The 24,509-nt window shown below is 59.0% G+C and carries 22 protein-coding genes and 2 pseudogenes; 10 read left to right on the top strand and 14 right to left on the bottom strand.

Features of this window, described 5'->3' with window-relative positions; genetic code table 11:
* Positions 1-2: 2 nt before the first annotated feature.
* From ispC to rpsB, 7 genes are all read right to left on the bottom strand, one after another.
* Positions 3-1,250, bottom strand: a complete 1,248-nt coding sequence (gene ispC, locus GRX76_RS09155; RefSeq protein WP_160153039.1) for a 1-deoxy-D-xylulose-5-phosphate reductoisomerase — start codon at positions 1,248-1,250, stop codon at positions 3-5.
* A 108-nt stretch (positions 1,251-1,358) separates the two neighbouring features.
* Positions 1,359-2,204: a phosphatidate cytidylyltransferase gene (locus tag GRX76_RS09150; RefSeq protein ID WP_160153038.1), complete on the bottom strand. Its 846-nt coding sequence runs from the start codon at positions 2,202-2,204 to the stop codon at positions 1,359-1,361.
* Between the two features lie 48 nt (positions 2,205-2,252).
* Positions 2,253-3,014: a polyprenyl diphosphate synthase gene (uppS, locus tag GRX76_RS09145; RefSeq protein ID WP_160153037.1), complete on the bottom strand. Its 762-nt coding sequence runs from the start codon at positions 3,012-3,014 to the stop codon at positions 2,253-2,255.
* Complete coding sequence (gene frr / locus GRX76_RS09140) at positions 3,014-3,571, bottom strand: ribosome recycling factor (protein ID WP_160153036.1); 558 nt, start codon at positions 3,569-3,571, stop codon at positions 3,014-3,016. The genes uppS and frr overlap by 1 nt, the downstream gene beginning before the upstream one ends.
* Positions 3,568-4,305: a UMP kinase gene (gene pyrH / locus GRX76_RS09135; RefSeq protein ID WP_078084825.1), complete on the bottom strand. Its 738-nt coding sequence runs from the start codon at positions 4,303-4,305 to the stop codon at positions 3,568-3,570. Before pyrH ends, frr begins: the two co-directional genes overlap by 4 nt.
* Positions 4,306-4,619: 314 nt before the next feature.
* Positions 4,620-5,483 carry a translation elongation factor Ts gene (gene tsf, locus GRX76_RS09130; protein ID WP_160153035.1) on the bottom strand — a complete coding sequence of 288 codons (864 nt, stop codon included), beginning with the start codon at positions 5,481-5,483 and terminating at the stop codon, positions 4,620-4,622.
* A 120-nt stretch (positions 5,484-5,603) separates the two neighbouring features.
* Positions 5,604-6,353 carry a 30S ribosomal protein S2 gene (gene rpsB / locus GRX76_RS09125; RefSeq protein WP_160153034.1) on the bottom strand — a complete coding sequence of 250 codons (750 nt, stop codon included), beginning with the start codon at positions 6,351-6,353 and terminating at the stop codon, positions 5,604-5,606.
* A gap of 470 nt (positions 6,354-6,823) precedes the next feature.
* Between rpsB and map the strand changes: the two genes are divergently transcribed.
* From map to dapE, 7 genes are all read left to right on the top strand, one after another.
* On the top strand, positions 6,824-7,594 hold the full coding sequence (map, locus tag GRX76_RS09120; protein WP_160153033.1) for a type I methionyl aminopeptidase: 771 nt from the start codon (positions 6,824-6,826) through the stop codon (positions 7,592-7,594).
* Between the two features lie 135 nt (positions 7,595-7,729).
* Entirely contained in the window at positions 7,730-10,465 is a 2,736-nt protein-coding gene (locus tag GRX76_RS09115; protein ID WP_160153032.1) for a [protein-PII] uridylyltransferase, read from the top strand.
* A gap of 69 nt (positions 10,466-10,534) precedes the next feature.
* Positions 10,535-11,722 (top strand): succinyldiaminopimelate transaminase, encoded by a 1,188-nt coding sequence (gene dapC / locus GRX76_RS09110; protein WP_160153031.1) that lies wholly within the window; start codon positions 10,535-10,537, stop codon positions 11,720-11,722.
* Between the two features lie 23 nt (positions 11,723-11,745).
* Entirely contained in the window at positions 11,746-12,414 is a 669-nt protein-coding gene (gene nth, locus GRX76_RS09105; protein WP_160153030.1) for an endonuclease III, read from the top strand.
* Positions 12,415-12,453: 39 nt separating this feature from the next.
* Complete coding sequence (locus GRX76_RS09100) at positions 12,454-12,798, top strand: ArsC family reductase (protein WP_160153029.1); 345 nt, start codon at positions 12,454-12,456, stop codon at positions 12,796-12,798.
* A 77-nt stretch (positions 12,799-12,875) separates the two neighbouring features.
* Complete coding sequence (gene dapD / locus GRX76_RS09095; protein WP_160153028.1) at positions 12,876-13,907, top strand: 2,3,4,5-tetrahydropyridine-2,6-dicarboxylate N-succinyltransferase; 1,032 nt, start codon at positions 12,876-12,878, stop codon at positions 13,905-13,907.
* Positions 13,908-14,323: 416 nt separating this feature from the next.
* Positions 14,324-15,454 carry a succinyl-diaminopimelate desuccinylase gene (gene dapE / locus GRX76_RS09090; RefSeq protein ID WP_160153027.1) on the top strand — a complete coding sequence of 377 codons (1,131 nt, stop codon included), beginning with the start codon at positions 14,324-14,326 and terminating at the stop codon, positions 15,452-15,454.
* Between the two features lie 76 nt (positions 15,455-15,530).
* On the opposite strand, the gene GRX76_RS09085 is transcribed toward dapE, so the two are convergent.
* The 3 genes from GRX76_RS09085 to GRX76_RS09075 all read right to left on the bottom strand — a co-directional run bounded on the left by GRX76_RS09085 (position 15,531) and on the right by GRX76_RS09075 (position 17,162).
* A complete protein-coding gene (locus tag GRX76_RS09085) occupies positions 15,531-15,908 on the bottom strand; it encodes a hypothetical protein (protein ID WP_160153026.1) in 378 nt (125 codons plus the stop codon).
* A gap of 7 nt (positions 15,909-15,915) precedes the next feature.
* The gene (locus GRX76_RS09080) at positions 15,916-16,467 is read right to left on the bottom strand and encodes a flavodoxin (RefSeq protein WP_160153025.1); all 552 of its coding nucleotides are present in this window, start codon (positions 16,465-16,467) and stop codon (positions 15,916-15,918) included.
* A gap of 206 nt (positions 16,468-16,673) precedes the next feature.
* Entirely contained in the window at positions 16,674-17,162 is a 489-nt protein-coding gene (locus GRX76_RS09075; RefSeq protein ID WP_160153024.1) for a Spy/CpxP family protein refolding chaperone, read from the bottom strand.
* 231 nt (positions 17,163-17,393) lie between these two features.
* On the opposite strand from GRX76_RS09075, the gene GRX76_RS09070 reads away from it, so the two are divergent.
* The 3 genes from GRX76_RS09070 to GRX76_RS09060 all read left to right on the top strand — a co-directional run bounded on the left by GRX76_RS09070 (position 17,394) and on the right by GRX76_RS09060 (position 20,350).
* The gene (locus tag GRX76_RS09070; RefSeq protein WP_160153023.1) at positions 17,394-18,098 is read left to right on the top strand and encodes a response regulator transcription factor; all 705 of its coding nucleotides are present in this window, start codon (positions 17,394-17,396) and stop codon (positions 18,096-18,098) included.
* A 5-nt stretch (positions 18,099-18,103) separates the two neighbouring features.
* Positions 18,104-19,477 (top strand): ATP-binding protein, encoded by a 1,374-nt coding sequence (locus tag GRX76_RS09065; protein ID WP_160153022.1) that lies wholly within the window; start codon positions 18,104-18,106, stop codon positions 19,475-19,477.
* 162 nt (positions 19,478-19,639) lie between these two features.
* Positions 19,640-20,350, top strand: a complete 711-nt coding sequence (locus GRX76_RS09060; RefSeq protein ID WP_160153021.1) for an SRPBCC family protein — start codon at positions 19,640-19,642, stop codon at positions 20,348-20,350.
* A gap of 477 nt (positions 20,351-20,827) precedes the next feature.
* On the opposite strand, the pseudogene rluB reads toward GRX76_RS09060, so the two are convergent.
* The 4 genes and pseudogenes from rluB to GRX76_RS09040 form a co-directional block, all read right to left on the bottom strand.
* Positions 20,828-21,664: pseudogene (gene rluB / locus GRX76_RS09055) on the bottom strand (23S rRNA pseudouridine(2605) synthase RluB); the annotation flags it as partial.
* The gene (scpB, locus tag GRX76_RS09050; RefSeq protein ID WP_160153019.1) at positions 21,661-22,491 is read right to left on the bottom strand and encodes an SMC-Scp complex subunit ScpB; all 831 of its coding nucleotides are present in this window, start codon (positions 22,489-22,491) and stop codon (positions 21,661-21,663) included. The gene scpB and the pseudogene rluB, both read right to left, overlap by 4 nt.
* A gap of 305 nt (positions 22,492-22,796) precedes the next feature.
* Positions 22,797-23,639: pseudogene (locus GRX76_RS09045) on the bottom strand (ScpA family protein); the annotation flags it as partial.
* A 204-nt stretch (positions 23,640-23,843) separates the two neighbouring features.
* Positions 23,844-24,467 carry an L-threonylcarbamoyladenylate synthase gene (locus tag GRX76_RS09040; RefSeq protein WP_160154894.1) on the bottom strand — a complete coding sequence of 208 codons (624 nt, stop codon included), beginning with the start codon at positions 24,465-24,467 and terminating at the stop codon, positions 23,844-23,846.
* Between the last annotated feature and the right edge of the window lie 42 nt (positions 24,468-24,509).

The raw sequence follows: 24,509 nt of genomic DNA, 5'->3' as shown, positions 1-24,509 counted from the left end.
CGTTACATTGATCTCGTTTGAGGGCGCTGCTCGTCCAGATGCAGGCCGTACAGCTCATTCAGTACTTCCATCGCCCGCTCACGAGCATTCCGATCAGCCTGTTCGACTGCTTCCAGGTCTGTCAGTTCAACCACCTCGGTAGTTTTCATGACCTTTTCTATCGAGCGGGCAATACCAGTGAAGGGGATGGCCTCCGCAAGGAATGCATCCACGGCGACTTCGTTCGCCGCATTCAGGGTAGTGGGCGCACTGCCACCGGCCTCCATGGCTTCTCGAGCCAGTCGCAGACAGGGAAAGCGCGCCTCATCCGGCGCCTCAAAATCCAGCCGGCCCTGAGTAATCAGGTCCAGCGCGGCGACGCCACTGTCAATACGCTCGGGGAATGCCAGTGCATGGGCGATGGGCGTGCGCATATCCGGGTTACCCATCTGTGCCAGCAGCGACCCATCCAGATACTGCACCATGGAGTGCACAATGCTCTGCGGGTGTACCACGATCTGGATATCCCCCGGCACCGCATGGAACAGATAGCAGGCCTCAATGAATTCCAGCCCTTTATTCATCATGGTGGCGGAATCCACAGAAATTTTGCGCCCCATGGACCAGTTGGGATGATTACACGCCTGTTCCGGCGTGACGCTATCAAGGGCTTCTGGCGCGGTGGCCCTAAAGGGACCACCGGAGCCCGTGAGCAGAATCCGCTCAACCCCAGCATCGCTGAGGCTGTCACAGGGATACGGCAGACACTGAAAAATGGCATTGTGCTCGCTATCAATGGGCAGCAGCTGCGCATCGCTCTGGTTCAGCGCTGCCATGAACAGGGGCCCAGCCATCACCAGCGATTCCTTGTTCGCCAGCAGCACTTTCTTCCCCGCCTGCACCGCCGCAAGAGTCGGTTTCAAACCCGCCGCCCCCACAATGGCAGCCATGACCACGGCAACCCGTTCGTCTGCGGCAACCTGGCACAGGGCGTCCACCCCCCAGAGCACTTCGGTATCGCCCTGTTCTCCCCGCAACAGCGCCTGCAACTGCAGCGCCTTCTCCCGATCGAGTACCACCGCATATTTCGGGGCAAAGCGGCGACATTGCTGTGCCAGCTCTTCGATTCTGTCCCGGGCGGTAAGCGCAAACACCGAGTATTTTTGCGGATGGCGGGCCAACACATCGAGCGTGCTGACACCAATGGAGCCGGTGGACCCGAGCACACAAACCGGTTGTATTGCAGTGGAGTCAGGGGTCGTGGATTGCATTGAAACGGTTTACCTCAACGGCTGTACAGTGCACAGGCATTCGCCGGTGCAAAGGCCGAAATTTCAGCAGCTCGCCGCACAAACGTCAGCGGGGCGAGTGGAAGAATCTTACAAATATTTGGGTAGCTCACTGGCCAGTGCCGCCATGGTAAAGACCGGCAGTGCCGCGGTGAGACTATCGAGGCGATCGAGAATACCGCCGTGCCCCGGCAGGATCCGACTGCTGTCTTTAATGCCCCGGTGGCGCTTGAACATACTCTCCACCAGGTCGCCAATGACCGAAGCCAGTGCCGTAACCAGCACCCCGAACGTAAACAGCACAGTATTTTTTGTCGGCAGATCAAATGCGATCGATACTCCCAATGCCAGGATCAGACAGGCGGCCAGACCGCCGAAAAAGCCCTCCCAGGACTTTCCGGGACTCACTTCCCGCGCCAGCTTGTGCTTGCCGAATTTGCGTCCAACAAAATAGGCGCCCACATCGGCGGCCACCACAACCGCAACAACAAACAAAACCAGCCAGGCACCGTGCTCCAGGCCCTGCAAAATAACCACAGACAGCCAGGCAGGCACCAGCACCACCAGGCCGATAACGCCCCGCGCCCAGCGGTTACCCCACAGCATGGCACTGGCCGGGTAGCCCTGCACCCACAGGAAGGCCAGCGCCCACCAACCACAGGCCACGGCCAGAATCTGGCGTGCCCGGCCGGTATCAGGACTGGAAAAATCGAATTGGAATACGTAGTCAGCGGTCGCAACCAGAGCCGCACCCAGCGCTGCCAGAAAGACGAAGCGCAAAGCTCTGTTCAGATTGGAAAGGTTGGCCCACTCCCAGCCACCCAGCAGGATGACTGCAGCAATCACAATCGCGAACCACTGCATGGGCACGAAAAAAAGCAGCCCCAGAAAAAGAGCAACCAACACCAGCGCGGTAATTATTCTTTGTTTTAGCACCGTTCAACCCTTGATCAGTTTTATTTCGGTGGCCGGTTCAGCGCGCCCTCAGGCCTGCGCTTCCAGCCCGTCTTCGTTGCGCCCGCCATAACGGCGATCACGATACCGGTAAGCCGCAAGTGCGGCATCCAGCTCGCTGACCGTAAAATCCGGCCACAAGGTATCTGTAAAGTAAAATTCGCTATAAGCCGCTTGCCAGAGGATGAAATTGCTAATCCGCTGCTCCCCACTGGAGCGGATCAACAGATCCACCGGCGGCAAATCTGCCAGCTGTACATGTTCTGACAAGGCGGTATCGTCGATGGACTCCACCGTACGCAGACCGTCAACCACTTGCTGCGCCAGCGTCCTGGCCGCCTGGGCAATATCCCACTGGCCGCCGTAATCCGCTGCAATCACCAGGGTGCCATTGTCGCCATCCCGGGTGAGCGTTTCCGCTTCAGTGATCGCCCGTTGCAAACGGGGCGAAAAGCGATCCCGGCGCCCAATCACCCGCAAGCGGATTCCCTGCTCCTGCATGCGGCGCGCCTCGCGCCGCAGGTAGGAGTGGAACAGCGTCATCAGCAACTCCACCTCTTTCGGTGGGCGCTGCCAATTCTCACTGGAGAAGGCAAACAGGGTAAGGGCCTCGACATGGCGCTCTTTGCAGGCCTCGATCAGATCCCGGATCCGCTCGACGCCCGCCTTGTGGCCGGCGGAGGGCGACAAGCCCCGGCGCGCCGCCCAGCGTCCATTGCCATCCATGATGATGGCTACGTGGCGCGGTCCCGCCTGCTCGTGTGCATCCACACCAGTACCGCCTACAGACATCAGATTTCCATCAGGTCCTTTTCTTTTGCCGCCAGTGCTTTTTCCACCTCGGCAACGTACTTGTCTGTCAGCTTCTGGATCTCGTCTCCGGCGCGACGCTCGTCGTCTTCGGAGATTTCCTTTTCTTTCACCAGCGCTTTGACTTCGGCCAGTGCGTCACGGCGATTGTTGCGGATGGAAACCCGCGCACTTTCCGCTTCACTTTTGGCCTGGCGAGTGAAGTTCTTACGGGTCTCTTCCGTCAGCATTGGCATCGGGATACGGATGACCGCACCGGCAGTGCTCGGATTGAGGCCCAGGTCGGACTTCATGATCGCCTTTTCAATATCCGGTACCAGCGGCTTTTCCCAGGGGGTTACCGCCAGGGTGCGCGCGTCTTCCACGGTAATATTGGCCACCTGCGACAGGGGCACATCGCTACCGTAGTAGGACACCTGGATTCCGTCGAGAATGCTCGGGTGCGCACGGCCGGTGCGGATCTTGTTGAAATTGCTACCCAGGGCATCCAGGGCTTTTTTCATGCGCCCTTCGGCGTCTTTCTTGATATCGTCAATCACTGATTCACATCCTCTTCAATAAGTGTGCCCTCTTCGCCGCCGACAACGATATTCAGCAGCGCGCCAGTTTTATCCATCCGGAAAACCCGCACAGGCATGTTGTGCTCGCGACAGAGGCAGATTGCGGTTAAATCCATAACACCGAGCTTTTTGTCGAGTACCGCGTCGTAGGTGAGGCGGTCATAACGGGTGGCGTCGGGCACCAGTACCGGGTCGGCCGAATAAACGCCATCCACTTTGGTGGCCTTGAGCACCATCTCCGCCTCGATCTCGATTCCGCGCAGACAGGCTGCAGAGTCGGTCGTAAAGAACGGATTACCGGTACCCGCGGCAAAAATCAGTACTTCGCCACGCTCCAGATAACGGATGGCTGCGCGTCGATCGTAGTGGTCGACAATACCGCTCATCTGGATGGCTGACATGACCCGGGAGGAAATATTCGAACGCTCCAGGGCATCGCGCAGCGCCAGTGCATTCATGACTGTCGCCAGCATCCCCATGTGGTCTCCGGTTACCCGGTCGAGACCAGCCGCATTCAGGGCCGCGCCCCGGAACAGGTTGCCACCGCCGACCACCAGGCCGACCTGCACCCCGATACCTACCAGCTGACCAATTTCCAGTGCCATCTTGTCCAGCACTTTGGGGCTGATTCCAAACCCCTGCTCGCCCATCAGCTCCTCTCCGCTGAGCTTTAACAGGATTCGCTTGTACTTGCGGTCTTTAATACCTGGCATCCCTTGTTCCTCAACTGTCACGGGCTAAATTCTTGGTTGAGACGCAACCGGCGTTCCGGTTCGCGCCCGCCGAACATTACAACAAATTCGACGCATTACCTATGGCTTTGCCGATGGTTTCCCACCGCGCTCGCCGATCTGGCCTGGCTACTAACTCTATATTCAGCTGCCTACGCAGCCCAGCCGTTCAAATTTTGAACGAAAATTCCTGTTGGCCAGATACCACAGCGGGGCGCCCCGGCGGTATTCTAACGAACACACCGGGAGCACCCCGCTGGCGCCAGCAACCAAGAGGTTGCCGGCGATTTCAGACATCAAGAGCTGGCTTTAACCTGAGCGGCAACTTCCGCTGCGAAGTCCACCTCTTCCTTCTCGATACCTTCACCCACTTCAAAACGCACGAAGCTCACAACTTCGCCACCAGCGTCTTTTACCAGTTTGGCAACGGTAACTTCCGGGTTCTTGACGAAAGGCTGTTCTACCAGGCTGTTTTCCTTGAGGAACTTCTTGATACGGCCGCCCATCATCTTCTCGACGATTTCGGCAGGCTTGCCTTCCATATCCGGCTGGGCCTTGATGATTTCCTTCTCTTTTTCCAGCACTTCCTCGGACATATCTTCCGGCTTCACAACCTGCGGGTTTACCGCGGTTACGTGCATGGCCACATCGCGCGCGGTTTCAACGTCACCGGCACTCAGGGTTACGATAGCCGCCAGACGGTTGGTGGAGTGTACATAGGCACCCACAACCGGCGCTTCAACCAGCTGAATACGACGAACGCCAATGTTTTCACCGATTTTCTGTACCAGTGCTTCGCGGGCTTCTTCCAGCTCACCTTCCATCAGCGCAGCAACATTTACCTGACGCTCAGCAAATGCCTTGTCCACAACTTTGGCAACGAACGCCTTGAAGTTGTCGTCGCGAGCAACGAAGTCAGTTTCGGAGTTCACCTCTACCAGAACACCGTAGCTGCCATCTTCGGCAACTTTTGCGGCTACAACGCCATCAGCGGCGGTACGGCCAGCTTTCTTGGCCGCTTTCAGGCCGGATGCCTTGCGCAGGTCTTCAATCGCTTTTTCGATGTCGCCATCCGCTTCGGTCAGTGCTTTTTTGCACTCCAGCATCGGCAGGCCAGTGCGCTCGCGCAGTTCTTTTACCATTGACGGGGTAATCGCCATGATTCAATCCTCGGGTTCAGATTCAAATTCTTTGATGGATTTGAAAAAAAGGGGCCGGATAAGTGGCCCCTTTTCCCTGCAGCGTAACGTAAAAATGTTACACCGCCAGTCGTTCACGACTTATTCCGCTGCTGCGGCTTGGTCGTCACCAGCTTCTACGTACTCGTTCTGAGCAGTGCTGGCACCAGCGTCTGCAGCACCCGCCAGAATAGCGTCGGCAGCAACAGTGGTGTACAGCTTGATGGCGCGGATGGCGTCATCGTTGCCAGGAATTACGTAGTCAACACCTTCCGGGCTGCTGTTGGTATCAACGATACCGATCACCGGGATACCCAGCTTGTTAGCTTCCTGGATGGCGATACGCTCGTGCTCAACGTCGATCACGAACAGTGCGTCCGGCAGGCCGCCCATGTCCTTGATACCGCCGATGGAGCGCTCGAGCTTCTCCATGGTGCGAGTGCGCATCAGGGCTTCTTTCTTGGTCAGCTTCTCGAAGGTACCGTCCTGAGACTGGGTTTCGAGGTCGCGGAAACGCTTGATGGAAGCACGGATGGTTTTGTAGTTGGTGAGCATGCCACCCAACCAGCGGTTGCTGACGTAGGGCTGACCTGAGCGCTCGGCTTGCTCTTTGATGGACTTCTGCGCAGCGCGCTTGGTGCCAACAAACAGAACTTTCTTCTTCTGAGCAGCCATACCCCGGATAACTTGCAGGGCTTCATTGAACGCTGGAACAGTGTGCTCCAGGTTGATGATGTGAATCTTGTTGCGGGCACCAAAGATGAATTGACCCATCTTCGGGTTCCAGTAGCGGGTCTGGTGGCCAAAGTGCACACCAGCCTGCAGCATATCGCGCATGCTTACTTGCGGCATAAAAAACCTCAATATCAGACGGAAGCGTCGGGCTTAACGACTGCCGATCACTTCCCGGGTTACATCCTCCATATACCCCATTCACCAATCCCCATCACCACTGCATTACAGTGCTGACAAAGACACCCAGGCGAATGTGCCGGTATATGTGCGGCGTTTGTTCAGGACAGGAAAACCTTGCCCCGATGTTTAGTTTCACTCCGGGCACCGCCCAAAGCGGCGCGCTTTATACCACATATGCCACGGGGCTGGAAGCGCAAAAGCTGCCACCGCTGGCTTTACTCTCCGCCGCAAGCCCCGCTTTTCAATGACCATGATAGAGACAGCTTAATGCCGCCGTCCGGCAATTCCGCTACAATATCGCGCCGCACCAGACTCTCACCAGACTCTCAGCCCGCAAACCGGCCCTGTGAGAGCGGCGCCCCAAGACTGACCACGCAGTAACGTTCATCACTAATCTGGGAAGATTCATGACCAACGCCGTAAAAACACCGGAACAAATCGCCAAAATGCGCACCGCTGGCCGCCTGGCCGCCGAGGTGCTGGAAATGATTGGTGAATATGTAGTCCCCGGCGTCACCACGGAAGAACTGGATCGCCGCTGCCACGACTATATAGTCAACGTGCAGCAGGCCATTCCTGCCTGCCTGGGATATCGCGGCTTCCCCAAGTCCATCTGCACCTCGGTGAACGAGGTTATCTGTCACGGCATCCCGTCAGAGTCCAAAGTGCTGAAAAAAGGCGACATCATCAATATCGATGTCACCGTAATCAAAGATGGTTGGTACGGCGACACCTCCAAGATGTATTTCGTCGGCAAGCCCGCGACCCACGCAGAACGCCTGGTCAAAATCACCCAGGAATGCCTGTACAAGGCCATCGACATTGTCCGCCCGGGCACTACCCTCGGCGATATCGGCCATGTGATTCAGCAGCACGCCGAGAGCAACTACTACAGCGTGGTGAAGGACTTCTGCGGTCACGGCATCGGCGACGTCTTCCACGAAGACCCGCAGATACTGCACTACGGCAAGCCGGGCACCGGACAGGTGCTGGAAGAAGGCATGACCTTTACCATTGAACCCATGATCAACGCCGGCAAACCCGGCAGTCGCGTACTGCGCGACGGCTGGACCGCGGTCACCGTCGACCGCCGCCTGTCCGCGCAATGGGAACACACCATGGTCGTAACCGGCACCGGTGTAGAAATTCTGACCGCGCGCAAGGAAGAGTCCTTTTAACTGACGGGCGCCTCCCCAGGCGCTCACACCGTCATCTCCGCGTGAATGTGGCCAATAGCGGCCAGGGAAGGAACAACCGGCCCGGGAGCAGAGCGACCTCGCCTGCTCACCGCGCCGAACCCGGAATCGATACCGATGAATGCCAAGCAGCTGGCCCAGATCCCGCACTTTGAAAAACCGCTGTTTTTCTTTGACCAGTCGCGCTTCCGCCGCGATCTGGCGGAGGGCACCAGGCCCACACTGGAAATTTTCAAGGACGCTGCCGGCGCCGCCAACACCCATATGGCGCGGCGTTTCCGCGAAGGCGAGGATGTGCGCACCCTGGTCTACGAGCGCGCCCTGTTTGTGGACTGCCTGCTGCACTACGCCTGGCACCAGTTCCAGTGGTCCCAGAACATCAGCCTGCTGGCGGTGGGCGGCTACGGCCGCGGCGAACTGCACCCCAAATCCGATATCGACCTGCTGATCCTCACCGAAGACAAGCCGGACGAGGCCACCGTCGACAATATCGAACGCCTGGTCGCCTTCCTATGGGACCTGAAACTGGATATCGGCCACTCGGTCCGCACCATCGACCACTGCGTGGAGATGGCGGCCCAGGACATCACCGTCGCCACCAACCTGCTGGAATGTCGCACCGTGGTTGGCAACCCCAGCCTGTGCGAAACCCTGACCGAGCGCATGACACCGGAAAACGTCTGGCCCGCCGACAAGTTTTTCAGCGCCAAGTACGACGAGCAGCAGGAACGCCACCGCAAACAGCGCGGCGCGGAATACAACCTCGAGCCCAATATCAAAAACGCCCCCGGCGGCCTGCGCGACATCCAGACCATCAACTGGGTCGCCAAGCGTTACTTCCAGGTACGCACCCTGAAACAACTGCAGGGCAAGGGATTCTTCACCGAGGAAGAATTCGCCATTCTGCAGTCCGGCGAAGATTTTCTGTGGCGGGTGCGCTACGGCCTGCACCTGCTGGCAGGACGACCGGAAGAGCGGCTGCTGTTCGACTACCAGCGCGAACTGGCGCGGGAGTTCGGCTACAAGGATAACGACACCCACCTCGCTGTCGAACAGTTCATGCACACCTATTACCGCATCGTTATGGCCCTGCGGGAGCTGAACGATGTGCTGCTGCAATTCCTGGATGAGGTCATTTTGCAGCGCGGCAAACACCTGCCGGTCACCCCCATTAACGAGCGCTTCCAGCTGCGCGGCAATACCATCGAAGCCGCGGTCACCCGCACCTTTATCGAGTACCCGCCAGCGCTGCTGGAAATATTTGTGCTGATGGCCAACAACCCGGAAATTCACGGGGTGCGGGCCTCCACCATCCGCCTGATCCGCGAACACCGTCACCTGATCGACGACCAGTTCCGTGCGGATCCGACCAATGCCCGCCTGTTCATGCAACTGCTGCGCAGCCCCCGCGGCCTGTCCACGCAGCTGACCCGCATGACCCGCTACGGCATCCTCGGGCGCTACCTGCCGGAATTTGGCCGGGTTACCGGGCAGATGCAGCACGACCTCTTCCACATCTATACCGTGGACGCGCACACTCTGCAGGTGGTGAGCAACATGCGCAGCTTCCGCGGCGACGACGCCTGGGACAAGTTCCCGCTGGCCGCGGAAATTCTCTCGCGCATGCGCAAGCCGGAGCTGCTGTATATCGCCGGCCTGTATCACGATATTGCCAAGGGACGCGGCGGCGATCACTCCAAACTGGGCGTCATCGATGCGGACGCCTTCTGTCGCCGACACGGCCTTTCGGCCCGCGACCGCCGCCTGGTGTGCTGGCTGGTAGAAAAACACCTGCTGATGAGTGCGGTATCCCAGAAGCAGGACATTACCGACCCGGAAGTAGTGCACGCCTTTGCCGCCGAAGTGGGCGACCGCGAACACCTGGATTACCTCTACGCGCTGACCGTGGCCGATATCAACGCCACCAATCCGGACCTGTGGAACAGCTGGCGCGCCAGCCTGATGCGCCAGCTCTACCAGTACACTCAGCGCGCCCTGCGCCGCGGCCTGGAAAACCCCATCGACCGCGACGAAATCTACGAGGAAACCCAGGCACAGGCCCGCAATATGCTGCGCGCCATGGGCCTGCCCAGCCTGGCGGTGGAAGATATTTGGTCGGAGATGGGCGAGGACTATTTCGTACGCGAGAGCGCCGACAACATCACCTGGCACACGGCCGCCATTTACCAGCTGCAGAAAGACCCGAACCGGGACGCCGACAGCGACACCCTGGTGCTGACCCGCAACTCGGGTCCCGGCGAACACGACGGCGCCACCGAGGTATTCGTCTACACCCCGGACAGACCCAACGTCTTCGCCGCGGTTGTCACCGGCCTGGATATGCTGAACCTGAACATCCACGATGCGCGCCTCTACAGCTCCGCCGGCGGTTACACCCTGGACACCTTCTATGTGCTGGATGAATCCGGACAGCCACTGCTGGACGAACCGCATCGTTTAGAGCAGATTCGCAATACCCTGCAGCAAGAACTGAAACTGGTGGAGGACTACTCCAAGGTCATCAAGCGCCGCACTCCGCGCCGCCTGAAAATGTTCCACCTGCCGAGCCAGGCTCATATTTCCACCGAGCCGGAAGATACCTACAGCACCCTGGAAATCACCAGTGCCGACAGGCCCGGCCTGCTGGCGCGGATCGCGCGGATTTTCATTACCCACGACCTGCGTCTGCACAACGCCAAGATTTCCACGCTGGGGGAGCGCGTCGAGGATATTTTCCATATCACCGATGCCGACGATCAGCCGCTCACTGATATGCAACTGATCGAAACCCTCGAGCAGGCCATCTGCCAGGAGCTGGATGCCCATCAGGCCACACTGCCGCCGCAGCCCTGACGCAACTATGTCAGCCAGTGCGTGAAGACACGATCAAAAACAGAAAAACGGACAAGCAGAAACTCGACCATGAACCCGAATTTGCAGCAGTTGCAGCCCTACCCTTTTGCCAAGCTGGCACAACTGAAAGCGGGCATCGAAGAGCCAGCGGATCTTGCCCATATCGCCCTGTCCATCGGTGAGCCCAAGCACGCGCCCCCCGCTTTTGTACGCGACGAGCTGATCGACAACCTGGACAAACTTTCTGCCTATCCCCTGACCAAGGGGCTGGATGCACTGCGGGAAACCATCGCCAACTGGTTGTGCCATCGCTTCAAACTCGACAGCCTGAGTGCAGACACTCAGGTCATTCCGGTGAACGGCACCCGTGAAGCACTGTTCGCGTTTGCCCAGGCAGTGGTATCCCCCGGCTCAAAGGTGTTGATGCCGAACCCCTTCTACCAGATCTACGAGGGCGCCGCGTTTCTCGCCGGTGCCACACCGCACTTCATCAACTGCAGCGCGGATACCCAGTTCAAGCCGGACTTTGCGGCAGTGCCCGCGTCGGTCTGGGAGCAGTGCGACCTGCTCTACCTGTGCACCCCGGGCAATCCTACCGGTGCACTGCTCAGCACCGATGACCTCAAGCAACTGATCGCGCTTGCCGACCAGTACGACTTCACCATTGCCTCGGACGAATGTTATTCCGAGCTCTACTTCGACGAAGACAATGCCCCCGCCGGCCTGCTGCAGGCCTGTGCTGAGTTGGGCCGCAATGACTACCACCGCTGCGTGGTTTTCCACAGCCTGTCGAAGCGTTCCAACCTCCCCGGGTTGCGTTCCGGTTTCGTCGCCGGCGACGCCGACATTCTGGAAAAATTCCTGCTGTACCGCACTTACCACGGCTGCGCCATGCCGGTACCCACTCAGTATGCCTCCATTGCTGCCTGGCAGGACGAACAGCATGTGAAAGAAAACCGTGACCTTTACCGGCAGAAATTCGATGCGGTACTGGAGATACTCGACGGTTGCCTGGAAGTGGAAAAGCCGGAAGCCAGTTTTTACCTGTGGCCCAAAGTGGGCAACGGCGAAACCTTCGCCCGCGAGCTATTCCGCCAGCAACACATCACCGTGCTCCCCGGCGCCTACCTGGCCCGCGAAGCCAATGGCGTAAACCCGGGTGCCGCGTATGTGCGCATGGCCCTGGTGGCCACTCTGGAGGAATGCATTGAAGCGGCGAAACGTATTCGCCAATTCTGCGGTAGCAATTCGATGTAGGAGCCTGGATACGGGCGAACAAGATGACGGCAAAAAATCTTTTAAAACAGGAGCGGGTCGATTACATCCTGCACAGGCTGGAAGACCTCTACCCGGAAACCCCAATTCCCCTAGACCACTTCGATGCCTACTCCCTATTAGTGGCAGTACTGCTCTCGGCCCAGTGCACCGATGAAAGGGTCAACCAGATTACACCGGCGCTGTGGGAGCTGGCGGACAATCCCTACGACATGGCAAAGGTGCCGGTAGTGAAAATCCGCGAGGTCATCCGCCCCTGTGGCCTGTCGCCACAGAAATCCAAAGCGATACAGAAGCTTTCGGAAATTCTCGTCAACGAATACCACGGCCAGGTACCGGAAAATATGGCCGCACTGGAAACCCTGCCCGGTGTCGGTCACAAGACCGCCAGTGTGGTCATGGCGCAATCCTTTGGCCACCCGGCGTTTCCGGTAGATACCCATATTCACCGACTGGCCCAGCGCTGGGGGCTCAGCTCCGGCAAAAATGTGGCGCAGACAGAGAAAGACCTCAAGCGCCTGTTCCCCAAAGAGAAGTGGAACAAGCTGCATCTACAGATCATTTTTTACGGCCGCGAATTCTGCAGTGCCCGCGGTTGCGACGGCACCGTGTGTGAGATTTGCACCACCTGCTACCCCGCGCGCAAAAATCCCAAGAAAACCAAAAAGGCCTGATCCGGTATCCGGCCCGCTCAAGAATCGACAGGAAACACCATGATTACCCTTTACGGCATCAAAAATTGCGACACCGTAAAAAAGGCCCGCAAGTGGCTGGAACAGAATGAAGTGGAATACCACTTCCACGACTTCCGCGACAACGGCATGGACAGCGTACCGCTGTCGGACTGGCTGGCAGCGTTCGGCTGGGAGCAAGTCTTGAACCGCCGCTCCACCAGCTGGCGCGCACTGGATGACACGCAAAAAGATGCAATGGACAACGGCAGTGCAGCCACCCTGGCCACGGAAACCCCAACACTGATCAAACGCCCGGTAATGACCAAAGGCGACGAAACCCTGTTTGGCTTCAAGGCGGATACCTACGCCTCATTTGTGAAGTAGCGCCAGTTTCGCGCAATAAATTTAAATCGCTATCAGATTCATCAACAGAATTTCAGACTCAGGAAAAGGAAACCAACATGAGCAACCTATACAGCATCGGCTTCGGCGTCGGCACCTGCAACAGCAAGGGCGAATGGCTCGAAGTCTACTTCCCCCAGCCGCTCCTGAATCCGGCTGACGCCATTGCCAGCGCCGTAACCAGCACCCTCAACATCGACGGCGGCAATGTGGCCGTTGCGCTGGAAGAAGCACAACTGCAACCGCTGGCCGATCAACTGGAAAGCGCCGGCGCCAGCGAGCAAGCCGCCATCCTGCGCCAGTTCGCCGGTAGCCAGCGTCCGCTGGTCGCTGTGGTGCTGCACAGCGACGAAGCGCCCCAGTCCGTGCCCGAGTCCTACCTGAAGCTGCACCTGCTGTCGCACCGCCTGGTAAAACCCCATGGCACCAAGCTGGACGGCATCTTCGGCCAGCTGGCCAACGTCGCCTGGACCAACCAGGGCGCCATCGACCTGCAGGAACTGCCACAGCGCCAGCTGGAAGCACGCCTCAAGGGCGAGCTGCTGGAAGTTTCCTGCGTGGACAAGTTCCCGAAAATGACCAACTACGTAGTGCCCACCGGCGTACGCATCGCCCACACCGCCCGCGTGCGCCTGGGTGCCTATTTGGGCGAAGGCACCACCATCATGCACGAGGGCTTCGTGAACTTTAACGCGGGCACCGAGGGTCCGGGCATGATCGAAGGCCGTATTTCTGCCGGCGTGTTTGTCGGCGCAGGCTCCGACCTGGGCGGCGGCAGCTCCACCATGGGCACCCTGTCCGGCGGCGGCAATATCGTAATCTCTCTCGGCGAAGGCTGCCTGCTCGGCGCCAACTCCGGCACTGGCATTCCCCTGGGCGATCGCTGCACCGTAGAGTCCGGCCTGTACATCACTGCCGGCACCAAAGTGTCCGTTCTGGACGACAAGGGTGCAGAAGTTGAAGCGGTAAAAGCACGCGATCTGGCGGGCAAGTCTGACCTGCTGTTCCGTCGTAACTCTTCTACTGGTGCTGTTGAGTGTCTGACCAACAAGAGTGCGGTGGAGTTGAATGCGGAGTTGCATAGCAACTAAATATTGACCTGCTGGTTATCGGGTTCGCATTGATTAAACCCGGTGGCGGCAGATCATCAGGGGGAGCTTTTCGGAATCGGGCTAGGCACCCCCCTTGAATACATCCCTGTACGCTCCGGCGGTGCCATTCATGGCACCGACGGTTCCGAAAGGCTCCACCCAGCGCTCTGCCTTCAGGCGACCCCTTGCACTCCGAGTCGGACATAAAGGTCGCCCTACTGAATTAATTTAGCGTAATCAACTTCAACGCGAAGGCCTGACTGCCGGGGGCTGTTCGCGAGACCTTCTAAAACAGGGATGTTTTAGAAGAGCCCCCAGGGATGGGTTCACGGCGTGTCTCGCGAACAGCCCCCGGCAGGCAGGCCGCCACAAAACAGGAACAGTGCTCCAAACAAAAAGCGACGGAGCCAAAAACTATGACCCCAACAGTACAACTCACCTGCGACCTGATTAGCAGGCAATCCGTCACCCCCGAAGACGCCGGCTGCATGGAACTAATGCTCGAACGCCTGGAAAAAATCGGCTTCAAAACCGAGCACCTGCGTTTCGGTGATACCGATAATTTCTGGTCCGTGCGCGGCGAAGAAGGTCCATTATTTGCCTTCGCCGGCCATACCGACGTAGTCCCAACCGGCCCCGAAGCCAACTGGCAACACCCGCCCTTCGAGCCGAAAATCGTCGACGGCATGCTCTACGGCCGCGGTGCCGCAGACATGAAAGGCTCCCTGGCTGCCATGGTCGTCGCCTGTGAAGAATTCGTCGCCGCCCACCCGGATCACAAAGGCCGCATCGCCTTCCTGATCACCAGTGACGAAGAAGGTCCGGCCAAACACGGTACCGTGAAAGTGGTCGAGTGGCTGGAAGAGCGCAACGAAAAGATTACCTGGTGCCTGGTAGGCGAACCCTCCAGCACCACCCTCGCCGGTGACGTCATCAAAAACGGCCGTCGCGGCTCACTGGGCCTGGAGCTCACCGTGTTCGGCATCCAGGGCCACGTCGCCTACCCGCACCTGGCGGAAAACCCGGTGCACAAACTGGCACCGGCGCTCGCCGAACTGGCAGCGGAAGAGTGGGACCAGGGCAACGACTTTTTCCCGGCCACCAGCTTCCAGGTTTCCAACATCAACGGCGGCACCGGTGCCACCAATGTGATTCCCGGCGATGTGAAAGTCGTGTGCAACTGGCGCTTCTCCACCGAAACCACGGCGGAAGACCTGGAGCGCCGCGCCCGTGCGATTTTTGACAAGCACGGTCTCAAATACGAAGCCGACTTCAACCTCTCTGGCCAGCCATTCCTGACCGCCGAAGGCCCGTTGGTGGAGTCTGCGCAGGCAGCCATCAAGAAAGTCACCGGTCGCGACACCGAACTCTCCACCGCCGGTGGCACTTCCGACGGGCGCTTTATCGCACCGACCGGAGCACAGGTTGTGGAACTGGGCCCAGTCAACGCCACCATCCACAAGGTGGATGAGTGCGTGAAGGCCGACGACCTGGACCTGGTAAAAAATATGTACCGGGAAATCCTGGTGGGCTTGCTGGCTCGCTAAACACTGTGGTCAGCCCATAAAAAAACGCGGCCTCAAGCCGCGTTTTTTTATGGGAGTGCGAATAGTTGCCACGGTATCAATGCAGGCGACCGTGCCTGCTCGCCGATTGCGACGGCTCACTGTCATCAAAACCGTGGGCCATCACAAAGTAGTAAAGCACTTGCTCCTGTCCATCTGCCTCGGCCATCAGGTCGAAAATCACTTCGTCTTTGTCACCCGGTGTCGCACGTACCGCGCTGATCAATTCCGGTTCCACAAAAATTTCGCCCACCAGGCGTTTGCCACGCACCAGCTGTACCAGCAGCGTTTGCGGGTTTTCCTGGGCAAATCGCCAGTGGAAATCCTCATCGTCGTAGAGGATTGAATCGGGAGAGCCTGCGCGAAGAATGCAGTTGCAGTGGTCCGCGAGCCAGGGCCAGAATTCCTGCAGAGACTTTTTATTGGAGTCGGCCATTGCGCCCTCAGTCCTCAAGCTCGGTGACGCTGTCGGCACCACCGTCGAGGTCAAACTCCTCGGCAATCTGCTGACACCAGGCATTGAGGCGCCCACCGGTCAGTTCTTCCTGCTGGTCTTCATCGATGGCGAGACCCACAAAAATGTTCTGCCCAGCCACTTCGGCCTTGGACGCTTCAAACTCGTAGCCCTGGGTGGGCCAGTGTCCGATGATGGCAGCACCATTGGCCACAATCACATCGTGCAGCATGCCCATGGCGTCGAGAAAATAGTCACCATAGCCGAACTGGTCACCGAGACCGAACAGGGCCACGGTCTTGCCGGTAAAGTCGATTTCCTGCACATCCTCCCAGAAATCTTCCCAGTCGGACTGGATCTGCCCGAAGTCCCAGGTGGGAATGCCCAGGATTAGCTGGTCGTAATCTGCAATCTCCAGCTGAGTAACGTCGGCGATATCGTGAATATCCACCCGTTCCTCGCCCAGACGGGCGGCGATTCGCTGGGCAATACTCTCGGTATTGCCCTCGTCACTGCCGTAAAACAGGCCGATCTTGCTCACAATCTCTCCTCAACTGCCAAATGCTGCCCTCTGGGGCAGGTGCCGGGCTCGCCCTAGACTTTCGCCAAGCCGCGCCAGCGGGGCGGGCATTTTCCCAACATTGAGCAGATAAAAAAAGCCCCTGCAGTTGCAGGGGCCCAGGGGGATGGCTCGCCGGCTGTTGGGGTGGGCGCCGGCGAGCCGAGAAGCGACTGACTGACCGCTTATTAATCTTCGTCACGCTGCCAGCGCTGCTTGCGCTCTTCGTGACGGGCCTTGCGCTCGGCTTTCAGCTGTTCCAGTTTGACCTTCTGTTCGTTGGTCAGGATGGACTCAAACTGCACGCGTTTTTCCTGCATCCGCTGCATTTTGCGGACTTCCAGCTGGCCCAGCTTGGCTCCGAGACTGTCGAGGGTCGCCTGATCAGCGCCGGACTCGATGGCCTCGCGCAGCTGCTTGTGCATCTCGCGCATCGCTTCGCGATCGGCCTTGCGCGCCTCTTTACCTGCCTCGCGATTGGCTTTCAGCTGCGCCTGTTGCCCTTCGGTCAGGTCCAGCTCCTCCGCCAGGCGCTCGAACATGCGTTCGTGGTTATGGCCGCCTTTGTGGTGACCGCGAGGTCCGTGATCCCCATCGGGGAAGGCCATTACCATTCCGGAAGTGGCCAACGCGCTACCCAGTACCAGGCTACCGGCAAGTGCTTTCCATTTGTTCATAGACTCATCCTCTAGTGATGCTGATTGTTGATACCGCTATGGCGATATGTCTGACTTTCGCTTTTCCCGAGTCGGTAGGTGCATACTAGGCTCACGGACTGTAAACAGGGGATAACGGCGGTAAACATTTGTTAAGAACGGTAAAACGTGCAAAACCTTCCCCCAAGTGCCCGCCTCTCCGGACATATAATGGCCCCAACAACGACGTAACATAGCGGATACCAATCAGCCATGAGCCATATCCTACTGGTCGACGACGACACCGAACTGACAGAGCTGCTGGAAGAATTTCTGCTGGGTGAAGGGTTTGCGGTCACCGTTGCCAACGATGGCGGCCGAGGCCTGGAGCTGGCCCGCAGCCAGCCGTTCGATGCACTGGTTCTGGATGTGATGCTGCCGGTGCACAATGGCTTTGATGTGTTGCGCAAACTGCGGGAAGACGCTGGCAACCCCAGCCACTCACTGCCCGTGGTGATGCTGACCGCCAAGGGCGATACCGTAGACCGCATTGTCGGGCTCGAAATGGGCGCGGATGACTACCTGCCCAAACCCTGTAACCCCAGGGAACTGGCCGCTCGGCTGCGGGCGATACTGCGCCGCGGGCGTACCGAAGTGGAGACCAGCGACGACAACCTCAGCAGTGGCCAGTTGCGCCTGATGCCCAGAGAGCACCAGTGCCTCTGGGCAGACCAGCCCGTCAACCTGACCGGCGCAGAATTTTCCGTGCTCAAGGTACTGGTGGAAAATGCCGGTGAGGTCGTCAGCAAAGAGGTACTGACGGAGCAGGCCCTGGGGCGCAAATTGATGCCCTATGACCGCTCCATCGACGTTCACGTCAGCAACATCCGCAAGAAGCTGGCGGAGCAAGGCGCCAGCCGGGAGCTGATCATCAACATACGCGGTGCTGGCTATATGCTTACCAGCAGTCAGGCTTAAGCAGCATGAGCAGCCTGTTCGGAAGAATGTTTCTGGGTGCCTGGCTTACCGCAGTCATCATGGTGCTATCAGCGGTTTACATTACCCATATCCGGGAGTTTGGCGATCCGCGCCAGAAAGACCGCTGGGAAGGGCCGGAGCTCTTCCGCGAGATTACCGACAATCTGCGTATGACCCGCCGCCACGGCACCGATCATTTCCGGCACTGGCTGGAGCGCCAACCCAAGAAAATTCAACAACGCATTTTCGCGATCGACGGCAGCGGAGCAGAAGTCCTTGGACGTGCCCTGCCCCGATCCATGGCCCCCCTGTTCAGCGCGCTAAATTACCGCAATCGGGAAACACGGGGGCTGGTGGACAAGAAACCGAGCGTCGGCTTCTTCGTTCCCCAGCGCGGAAGTGACAGCCTGCGGGTTGTATTCATTGCCGGTAAAAGCAAGGAAGAACTACTGTTGCGCTTCTTGCTGCGCAATTTCTGGCAAATCCTGGTACTCGCCACCCTGGCCTCTGGGCTGGCCTGCTACTGGCTGGCACGCTACCTCAGTAAGCCGCTGGACAACCTGCGGGTCGCCACCCGGCGCGTCGCCGCAGGTGACCTCAGCTATCGGGTTGCCCCGGCACTGCACGGGCACGGCCGGGAGCTGGGGGAGCTGGCGGCGGACTTCGACTCCATGACCGCACAACTGCAGGAATCCATGGGGGAGCAGCGCCGGCTGATCAAGGATGTCTCCCACGAGCTGCGCTCGCCGCTCGCTCGCCTGCAGGTGGCGCTGGGTATCGCCCGGCAAAAAAATGTTCAGGCACTGGACCCGGAACTGGACAAGATCGGCAAGGCGGCAGACTACCTGGAAGACATCATTGCCGACATCCTGTCCCTGCCGGTTAGTGGCAGCGACGAGCGCCCGCTGGACGATGTAGTTGAGATTAACGGCCTGTTAGCAGCGCTCATTGACGACCTGAAAGACGAGGCGGCGATAAAACAACTGCACTTTGTCAGCCAATGCGACGACCACGAGCTACTGGTCGCCACTCGTGGCAGCTCCCTGACCGCGGCGCTGGAAAACATTCTGCGCAATGCCATTAAATACAGCCCGCAGGGCGGACGGGTTACGGTGAATGTTCAACACCGTCAAAACGAGTGCCAGATTGATGTCACCGACTCTGGTAATGGTGTGCCCGCAGAAGAGTTACAGGCGATATTCCGCCCCTTCTACCGCACCGACGAGGCGCGCAGCCGCGAGAGCGGAGGCTTTGGCCTGGGCCTGGCCATCGCCCAGCGTACCCTGGCGCAGCACCACGGCAATATCGAAGCCTTTAATGCGCACGGCGCCGGCCTGTGTGTGCGCATGACCTTGCCACTGCTGGATACCAGCTTTTAAAAAACGCACGAAAAACGCGCGAACTGGCGAACAGTCATAGCAGCCAGTACACTCCAAAGCAGTGAATCGCGCGAGTGCCACTCCATTGTCCAGCCCCTTCCGGGCCGGGGCTTGGCCTCAAAATACCGGTTCAATTACTTGGCTCTGACGGGGGAGTCCGCCATGCGCTGGATACTGTATATTCTGATTTTTCTCGCCTTGCTGGTACTTGCCGGCTTTCTCTTCCCTCGGGTGGCCACGACCGAGCGCAGTGTTTATATCGCCGAGCCGCCAGAGGTGGTTTTCCCCTACCTGAACAATTTCCGCAATTTCAATAAATGGTCCCCCTGGTACCAGGTTGACCCCGAGACCCAGTACAGCTACGAGGGCTTTTCCGAAGGCAACGGGGCAGTCATGAAGTGGACCAGTGACAACCCCAGCGTGGGTAAAGGCTCCCAGACCATTACCGCCAGCGAACCCTATTCCCGGGTTGCCACCGACCTGGACTTCGGTGACCAGGGTACCGCCAAGGCAGAATTCGCTCTGCAACCGCAGGGCAGTGGCACCAATGTCACCTGGTCATTTTCTTCCGAAATGGGCAGCAGCCCCATCGCCCGCTGGATGGGACTGATGGTGTCGAAGATGGTGGGCAAATCCTACCAAGAGGGTCTGCAAAAACTGAAGTCTGTCGTTGAGGCCGAAAGTGCTTCCGGCAACGAGGCGGTCCCGCCCGTAAATGCCACTCCGTCCACCGAAGAGCCCGGTACCATCGAGCCGCAAGAGATAGACCCGGGCATGGAAAACCAGATCATCGAGGGCGACGACCTCGAGGTTCCGGATACCGATGGCGACGCGCTTGAAGAGTTCCAGCCGGAAGAACAGCCACAGCCCTGAGCTGAGCTGAGCTGAGCTGAGCTGAGCTGAGCTGAGCTGAGCTGCGAATATTCGGCCCTGAGCGAAGAACATGCAGCCCTGAGCGAATATTTAACCCCACGTAAGCAGCCTCAAGGCCGCGAGACACCCAAACGAAAAAGGCAGCTTGCGCTGCCTTTTTCGTTTGTCGTGCTTTGTTTTTCACGCTCCGGACTATTTTCCAGAGCGACGCTCCCTTGGGCCTTTGGTTGGGCTTTTTGTCGAACCTTTTGCCGGGCCTTTCCCCGAGCTCTTGGTCGGGCCCTTTGCCGGGCCTTTCCCCGCACCTTTTGATCCTTGCGATGCCTTGCCCGCGCCCGCGCGCTTATCGGGGCTGCCTAATGACGGCTTTCCGCGAGGCTTGGCCGCCGTACCAGCCGGCCCTTTACGCTCCGGCTTATCAGCAGTCCGCCTGCCGCTCGTCCGAGCGGGTTCCGCCGTCGCTGTCGCCTTGCCCCCGGCTGGAACCGGCGATTTACGCAGCTTGCGACGCTGGCGCTGCAGGGTTTCTTTCTCGGCCTGGGTCAGCGGGCGCTGGCCGAGCCTGGGCAGACCGGCAGTAACACAGAGGTCATCGATTTCGCGCGGTTCCATTTCGATCCACTGCCCCACGCGCACGTGAGACGGGATAAACACGCTGCCGTAACGTACCCGCTTCAAGCGGCTTACGCGCACATTCTGGGATTCCCACAGGCGGCGGACCTCGCGGTTGCGCCCTTCCATGACCACACAGTAAAACCAGCGGTTGGAGCCCTCACCACCACTTTCCACTATGTCGGTAAACTTGGCCTCACCATCTTCCAGCTGCACGCCTTTCACCAGGCGTCGTTTCATTTCCTCGTCCACCTGGCCCTGAATCCGCACCAGGTACTCGCGGTCAATCACCGAGGAAGGGTGCATCAGCTTGTTAGCCAGTTCACCACTGTTGGTAAACAGTAGTAGGCCGCTGGTGTTGAAGTCCAGCCGCCCGACAGAAATCCAGCGCCCGCTCTTCAGGCGGGGCAGGCGATCGTAAACCGTGGGACGCCCTTCCGGGTCGTGGCGCGAGCAAATCTCGCCAATGGGTTTGTTGTACAGGATGACCCGCAGGCGGTTTTCTTCGCCGCCGGACAGGCGCTTGCCGTCAAATTCGATCTGATCATCGTCACTGACCCGCTCGCCGAGCCCGGCCACTTCACCATTGACGGTCACTCTTCCCGCCTCGATGGCCCGCTCCATTTCCCGGCGCGAACCCAAGCCCGCTCGGGCCAATACTTTTTGCAGTTTTTCGCCCGCTGGCGCTGCGTCATTACTCATGAATTGAGGTTTTCCGGGGATTTGAATTCATCTTCAACAAGCGTTTCCGGCTCGTCGTGAGCAGTCTCGGCGCCTTCTGCGTCCGCTTCTGCATTTTCCGTTTCTTCAGCGTAGTCTTCGGTCACGGCCGGAGAGGCTTGTTCCGCATCTGCGGTCTCGGATTCATCCGCCGCCTCACCAGGCTCTACCGCTTGGGACTCTGGCGCCTCTGGGGTTTCTTCCCCCTCAACTTCACCGTCCTCCGCTGCCGCCGGCGGAGGAACATCGCCCAGATCCAGCGCTGCATTCAGGCTTTCGATATCGCGGATTTCCGCCAGGGTCGGCAGGTCCTCGAGGCTTTTCAGATTGAAATAGTCGAGGAATTCGCGGGTGGTCGCGTAAAGGGAGGGCTTGCCGGGCACGTCCCGCTGCCCCACCACCTTGATCCAACCACGCTCCGAGAGACTTTTGACGATATGGGAACTAACCGCGACACCGCGGATTTCCTCGATATCGCCGCGGGTAATCGGCTGGCGGTAAGCGATGATTGCCAGTGTCTCCAGGGTAGCCCGGGAGTACTTCTGCGGTTTTTCTTCCCACAGTTTGTTGACCCAGGGAGCCAGATCTTCCGGCACCTGAAAGCGCCAGCCGCTGGCCACCTGGCGCAGCTCGAAGCCGCGCTCGACACAGTTTTCGGCAATCTGCTCCAGGACTTCTTTCAGCGCCGCCTTTTCCGGGCGCTCGCCTTCGTCGATCAGTGACAGCAGGCGGTCTTCCGACAGCGGCTGGGCGGCTGCCAGCAATGCGCCTTCCACAATCCGGCGCAACAATTCCGGGGCAATACTCATTTTCTCGCGTTCACTCGGGTTCAGCTGAACACCGGCGGGGTATCCGCGGTTTCAACAGAGGTTTCTTGTTCTTGATCTGATTCAAGTCCGGAATCAGTACCGGGCTCCGCCACGGCAGCCACTGGATTCTCCGCGACCTGCGGTGCCTCGTCATCGAAGTCTGATTCGGTGCCGCTCGGCACTTCCGGTTCCGGCGTACCAAAGCTCTGTGCGTCTTCCGCATTGGCGACAGCATCGCGCTCGGCATCGATATCATCATCCATGAACTCAGCGTCATCATCCAACTCGTCGGACGGCTGCTCTACTTCACCGCGGGCGCGGACATGAATGGCACCGAAGGCTTCGTTCTGAACCAGCTCTAGCAGGGACTCTTTCACCAGCTCCATCACTGCCAGGAAGGTAACCACCACTCCCAGACGGCCCTCTTCCGCCTTGAACAGGCTGACGAAGGGCACAAACTGGCGGTGGCGGATCTTGTCCAATACCTGGGTCATGCGCTCGCGGGTGGAAAGCTTCTCTTTTTCCACCTGATGACTCTCAAACATATCCGCGCGGCGCAGCACATCGGCCAGGGCGACCAGTACCTCTTTCAGGTCCACTTCCGGCTCGGGGCGAGTGAGCTTGCGATCCGGGCCAGTGGCACTGGCCTGGTGGACATCCCGCCCCATGCGCGGCAGTTCGTCCATATCTTCCGCCGCGGTTTTGAAGCGCTCGTATTCTTGCAGGCGGCGAATCAGTGCCGCACGGGGGTCTTCCCCCTCCTCTTCTTCCGCTTCCGGCGGGCGCGGCAACAGCATGCGCGACTTGATCTCGGCCAGCATGGCCGCCATCACCAGATATTCCGCCGCCAACTCGAAGCGCATCGCGGTCATCATTTCGACATAGCCCATGTACTGGCGGGTGATGTCGGCAACGTTGATCTCGAGAATGTCCAGATTCTGGCGACGAATCAGGTACAGCAGCAGGTCGAGGGGCCCTTCAAAGGCCTCGAGAATGACTTCCAGGGCGTCCGGCGGGATATACAGGTCGCTGGGCAGGTTGGTGAAGGCTTTGCCCTCCACCATGGCGAACGGCATTTCCCCCTGGCGCGGGCCACTGCCCTGGGCAGTGCCGTCTGCTGCGGCATCTGTTACCGCCGCTTCGTCCACCAGTTCAATAGTGACGCGCTGTTCACCTTCAGTATCCGCGACTTCCGCGTCAGCGGCGGTGTGCAATTCAGCCGTTTCAACCGGCTCAGCCGTCTTAGCATTACCGGCATCATCTGCCACACCGGCCGCTACCGCTTCTTCTATTTCGTCACTGGACACACTGCAGCCCTTCGGCAAAACCAAACGCGCGATTATACATCAGTGTCAGCCGAGAATTTCATCAATTGCACCACAGCCCTGGCGTACCAGGACCGGCTCATCACCGGTCAGATCCACTACTGTGGTTGCCTCCATACCGCAGAAGCCGCCATCAATCACCAGTTCCACCTGGTGCTCCAGGGTTTCGCGGATGTCGTAGGGGTCAATCAGGGGTTGATCCTCCCCCGGCATGATCAGGCTACAGCTCATCAACGGCTCGCCCAGGGCGGCGATCAATCCCTGCACAATGGGGTTGTCGGGCACCCGCAGGCCGATGGTCTTGCGTTTGGCATGAGCCAGGCGGCGGGGCACTTCGGATGTGGCCGGCATAATAAAGGTGTAGGGACCGGGGGTGTGGTTTTTCAGCAGGCGGAACATCTGATTGTCCACCTTGGCGTAGCTAGCCAGCTCGGACAGGTCCCGGCACATCAGGGTGAAGTTGTGATCCTTATTCAGCTTGCGCAAGGCGCGGATACGCTCCACCGCCAGTTTCTCGCCAAGCCGGCAACCAATGGCATAAGCGGAATCCGTGGGAAATACGATAACGCCACCGGCAGATACGATATCCGCGGCCTGACTGATCAGCCGCTCCTGTGGGTTTTCCGGATGAATCTGGAAGAACTGCGCCACAACTACCCCCTGTAATTTGAAAGAGACAGCGGTACTCATACC

The organism is Microbulbifer sp. ALW1 (assembly GCF_009903625.1).
In the GTDB taxonomy this organism is placed as follows: domain Bacteria; phylum Pseudomonadota; class Gammaproteobacteria; order Pseudomonadales; family Cellvibrionaceae; genus Microbulbifer.
Note: the sequence above shows the minus strand (reverse complement) of the source record. Positions and strands in the feature narration are given on the sequence as shown.

What these genes read in the sequence shown, in the direction of transcription:
- GRX76_RS09115 (WP_160153032.1), top strand. Translation starts at nt 7,730, where the DNA reads ATGAATGCCAAGCAGCTGGCCCAGATCCCGCACTTTGAAAAACCGCTG.
- tsf (WP_160153035.1), bottom strand. Translation starts at nt 5,483, where the DNA reads ATGGCGATTACCCCGTCAATGGTAAAAGAACTGCGCGAGCGCACTGGC.
- rpsB (WP_160153034.1), bottom strand. Translation starts at nt 6,353, where the DNA reads ATGCCGCAAGTAAGCATGCGCGATATGCTGCAGGCTGGTGTGCACTTT.
- uppS (WP_160153037.1), bottom strand. Translation starts at nt 3,014, where the DNA reads ATGTCTGTAGGCGGTACTGGTGTGGATGCACACGAGCAGGCGGGACCG.
- map (WP_160153033.1), top strand. Translation starts at nt 6,824, where the DNA reads ATGACCAACGCCGTAAAAACACCGGAACAAATCGCCAAAATGCGCACC.
- dapE (WP_160153027.1), top strand. Translation starts at nt 14,324, where the DNA reads ATGACCCCAACAGTACAACTCACCTGCGACCTGATTAGCAGGCAATCC.
- dapD (WP_160153028.1), top strand. Translation starts at nt 12,876, where the DNA reads ATGAGCAACCTATACAGCATCGGCTTCGGCGTCGGCACCTGCAACAGC.
- GRX76_RS09085 (WP_160153026.1), bottom strand. Translation starts at nt 15,908, where the DNA reads ATGGCCGACTCCAATAAAAAGTCTCTGCAGGAATTCTGGCCCTGGCTC.
- GRX76_RS09070 (WP_160153023.1), top strand. Translation starts at nt 17,394, where the DNA reads ATGAGCCATATCCTACTGGTCGACGACGACACCGAACTGACAGAGCTG.
- GRX76_RS09100 (WP_160153029.1), top strand. Translation starts at nt 12,454, where the DNA reads ATGATTACCCTTTACGGCATCAAAAATTGCGACACCGTAAAAAAGGCC.
- pyrH (WP_078084825.1), bottom strand. Translation starts at nt 4,305, where the DNA reads ATGCCAGGTATTAAAGACCGCAAGTACAAGCGAATCCTGTTAAAGCTC.
- dapC (WP_160153031.1), top strand. Translation starts at nt 10,535, where the DNA reads ATGAACCCGAATTTGCAGCAGTTGCAGCCCTACCCTTTTGCCAAGCTG.
- GRX76_RS09075 (WP_160153024.1), bottom strand. Translation starts at nt 17,162, where the DNA reads ATGAACAAATGGAAAGCACTTGCCGGTAGCCTGGTACTGGGTAGCGCG.
- GRX76_RS09060 (WP_160153021.1), top strand. Translation starts at nt 19,640, where the DNA reads ATGCGCTGGATACTGTATATTCTGATTTTTCTCGCCTTGCTGGTACTT.
- scpB (WP_160153019.1), bottom strand. Translation starts at nt 22,491, where the DNA reads ATGAGTATTGCCCCGGAATTGTTGCGCCGGATTGTGGAAGGCGCATTG.
- GRX76_RS09065 (WP_160153022.1), top strand. Translation starts at nt 18,104, where the DNA reads ATGAGCAGCCTGTTCGGAAGAATGTTTCTGGGTGCCTGGCTTACCGCA.
- nth (WP_160153030.1), top strand. Translation starts at nt 11,746, where the DNA reads ATGACGGCAAAAAATCTTTTAAAACAGGAGCGGGTCGATTACATCCTG.
- ispC (WP_160153039.1), bottom strand. Translation starts at nt 1,250, where the DNA reads ATGCAATCCACGACCCCTGACTCCACTGCAATACAACCGGTTTGTGTG.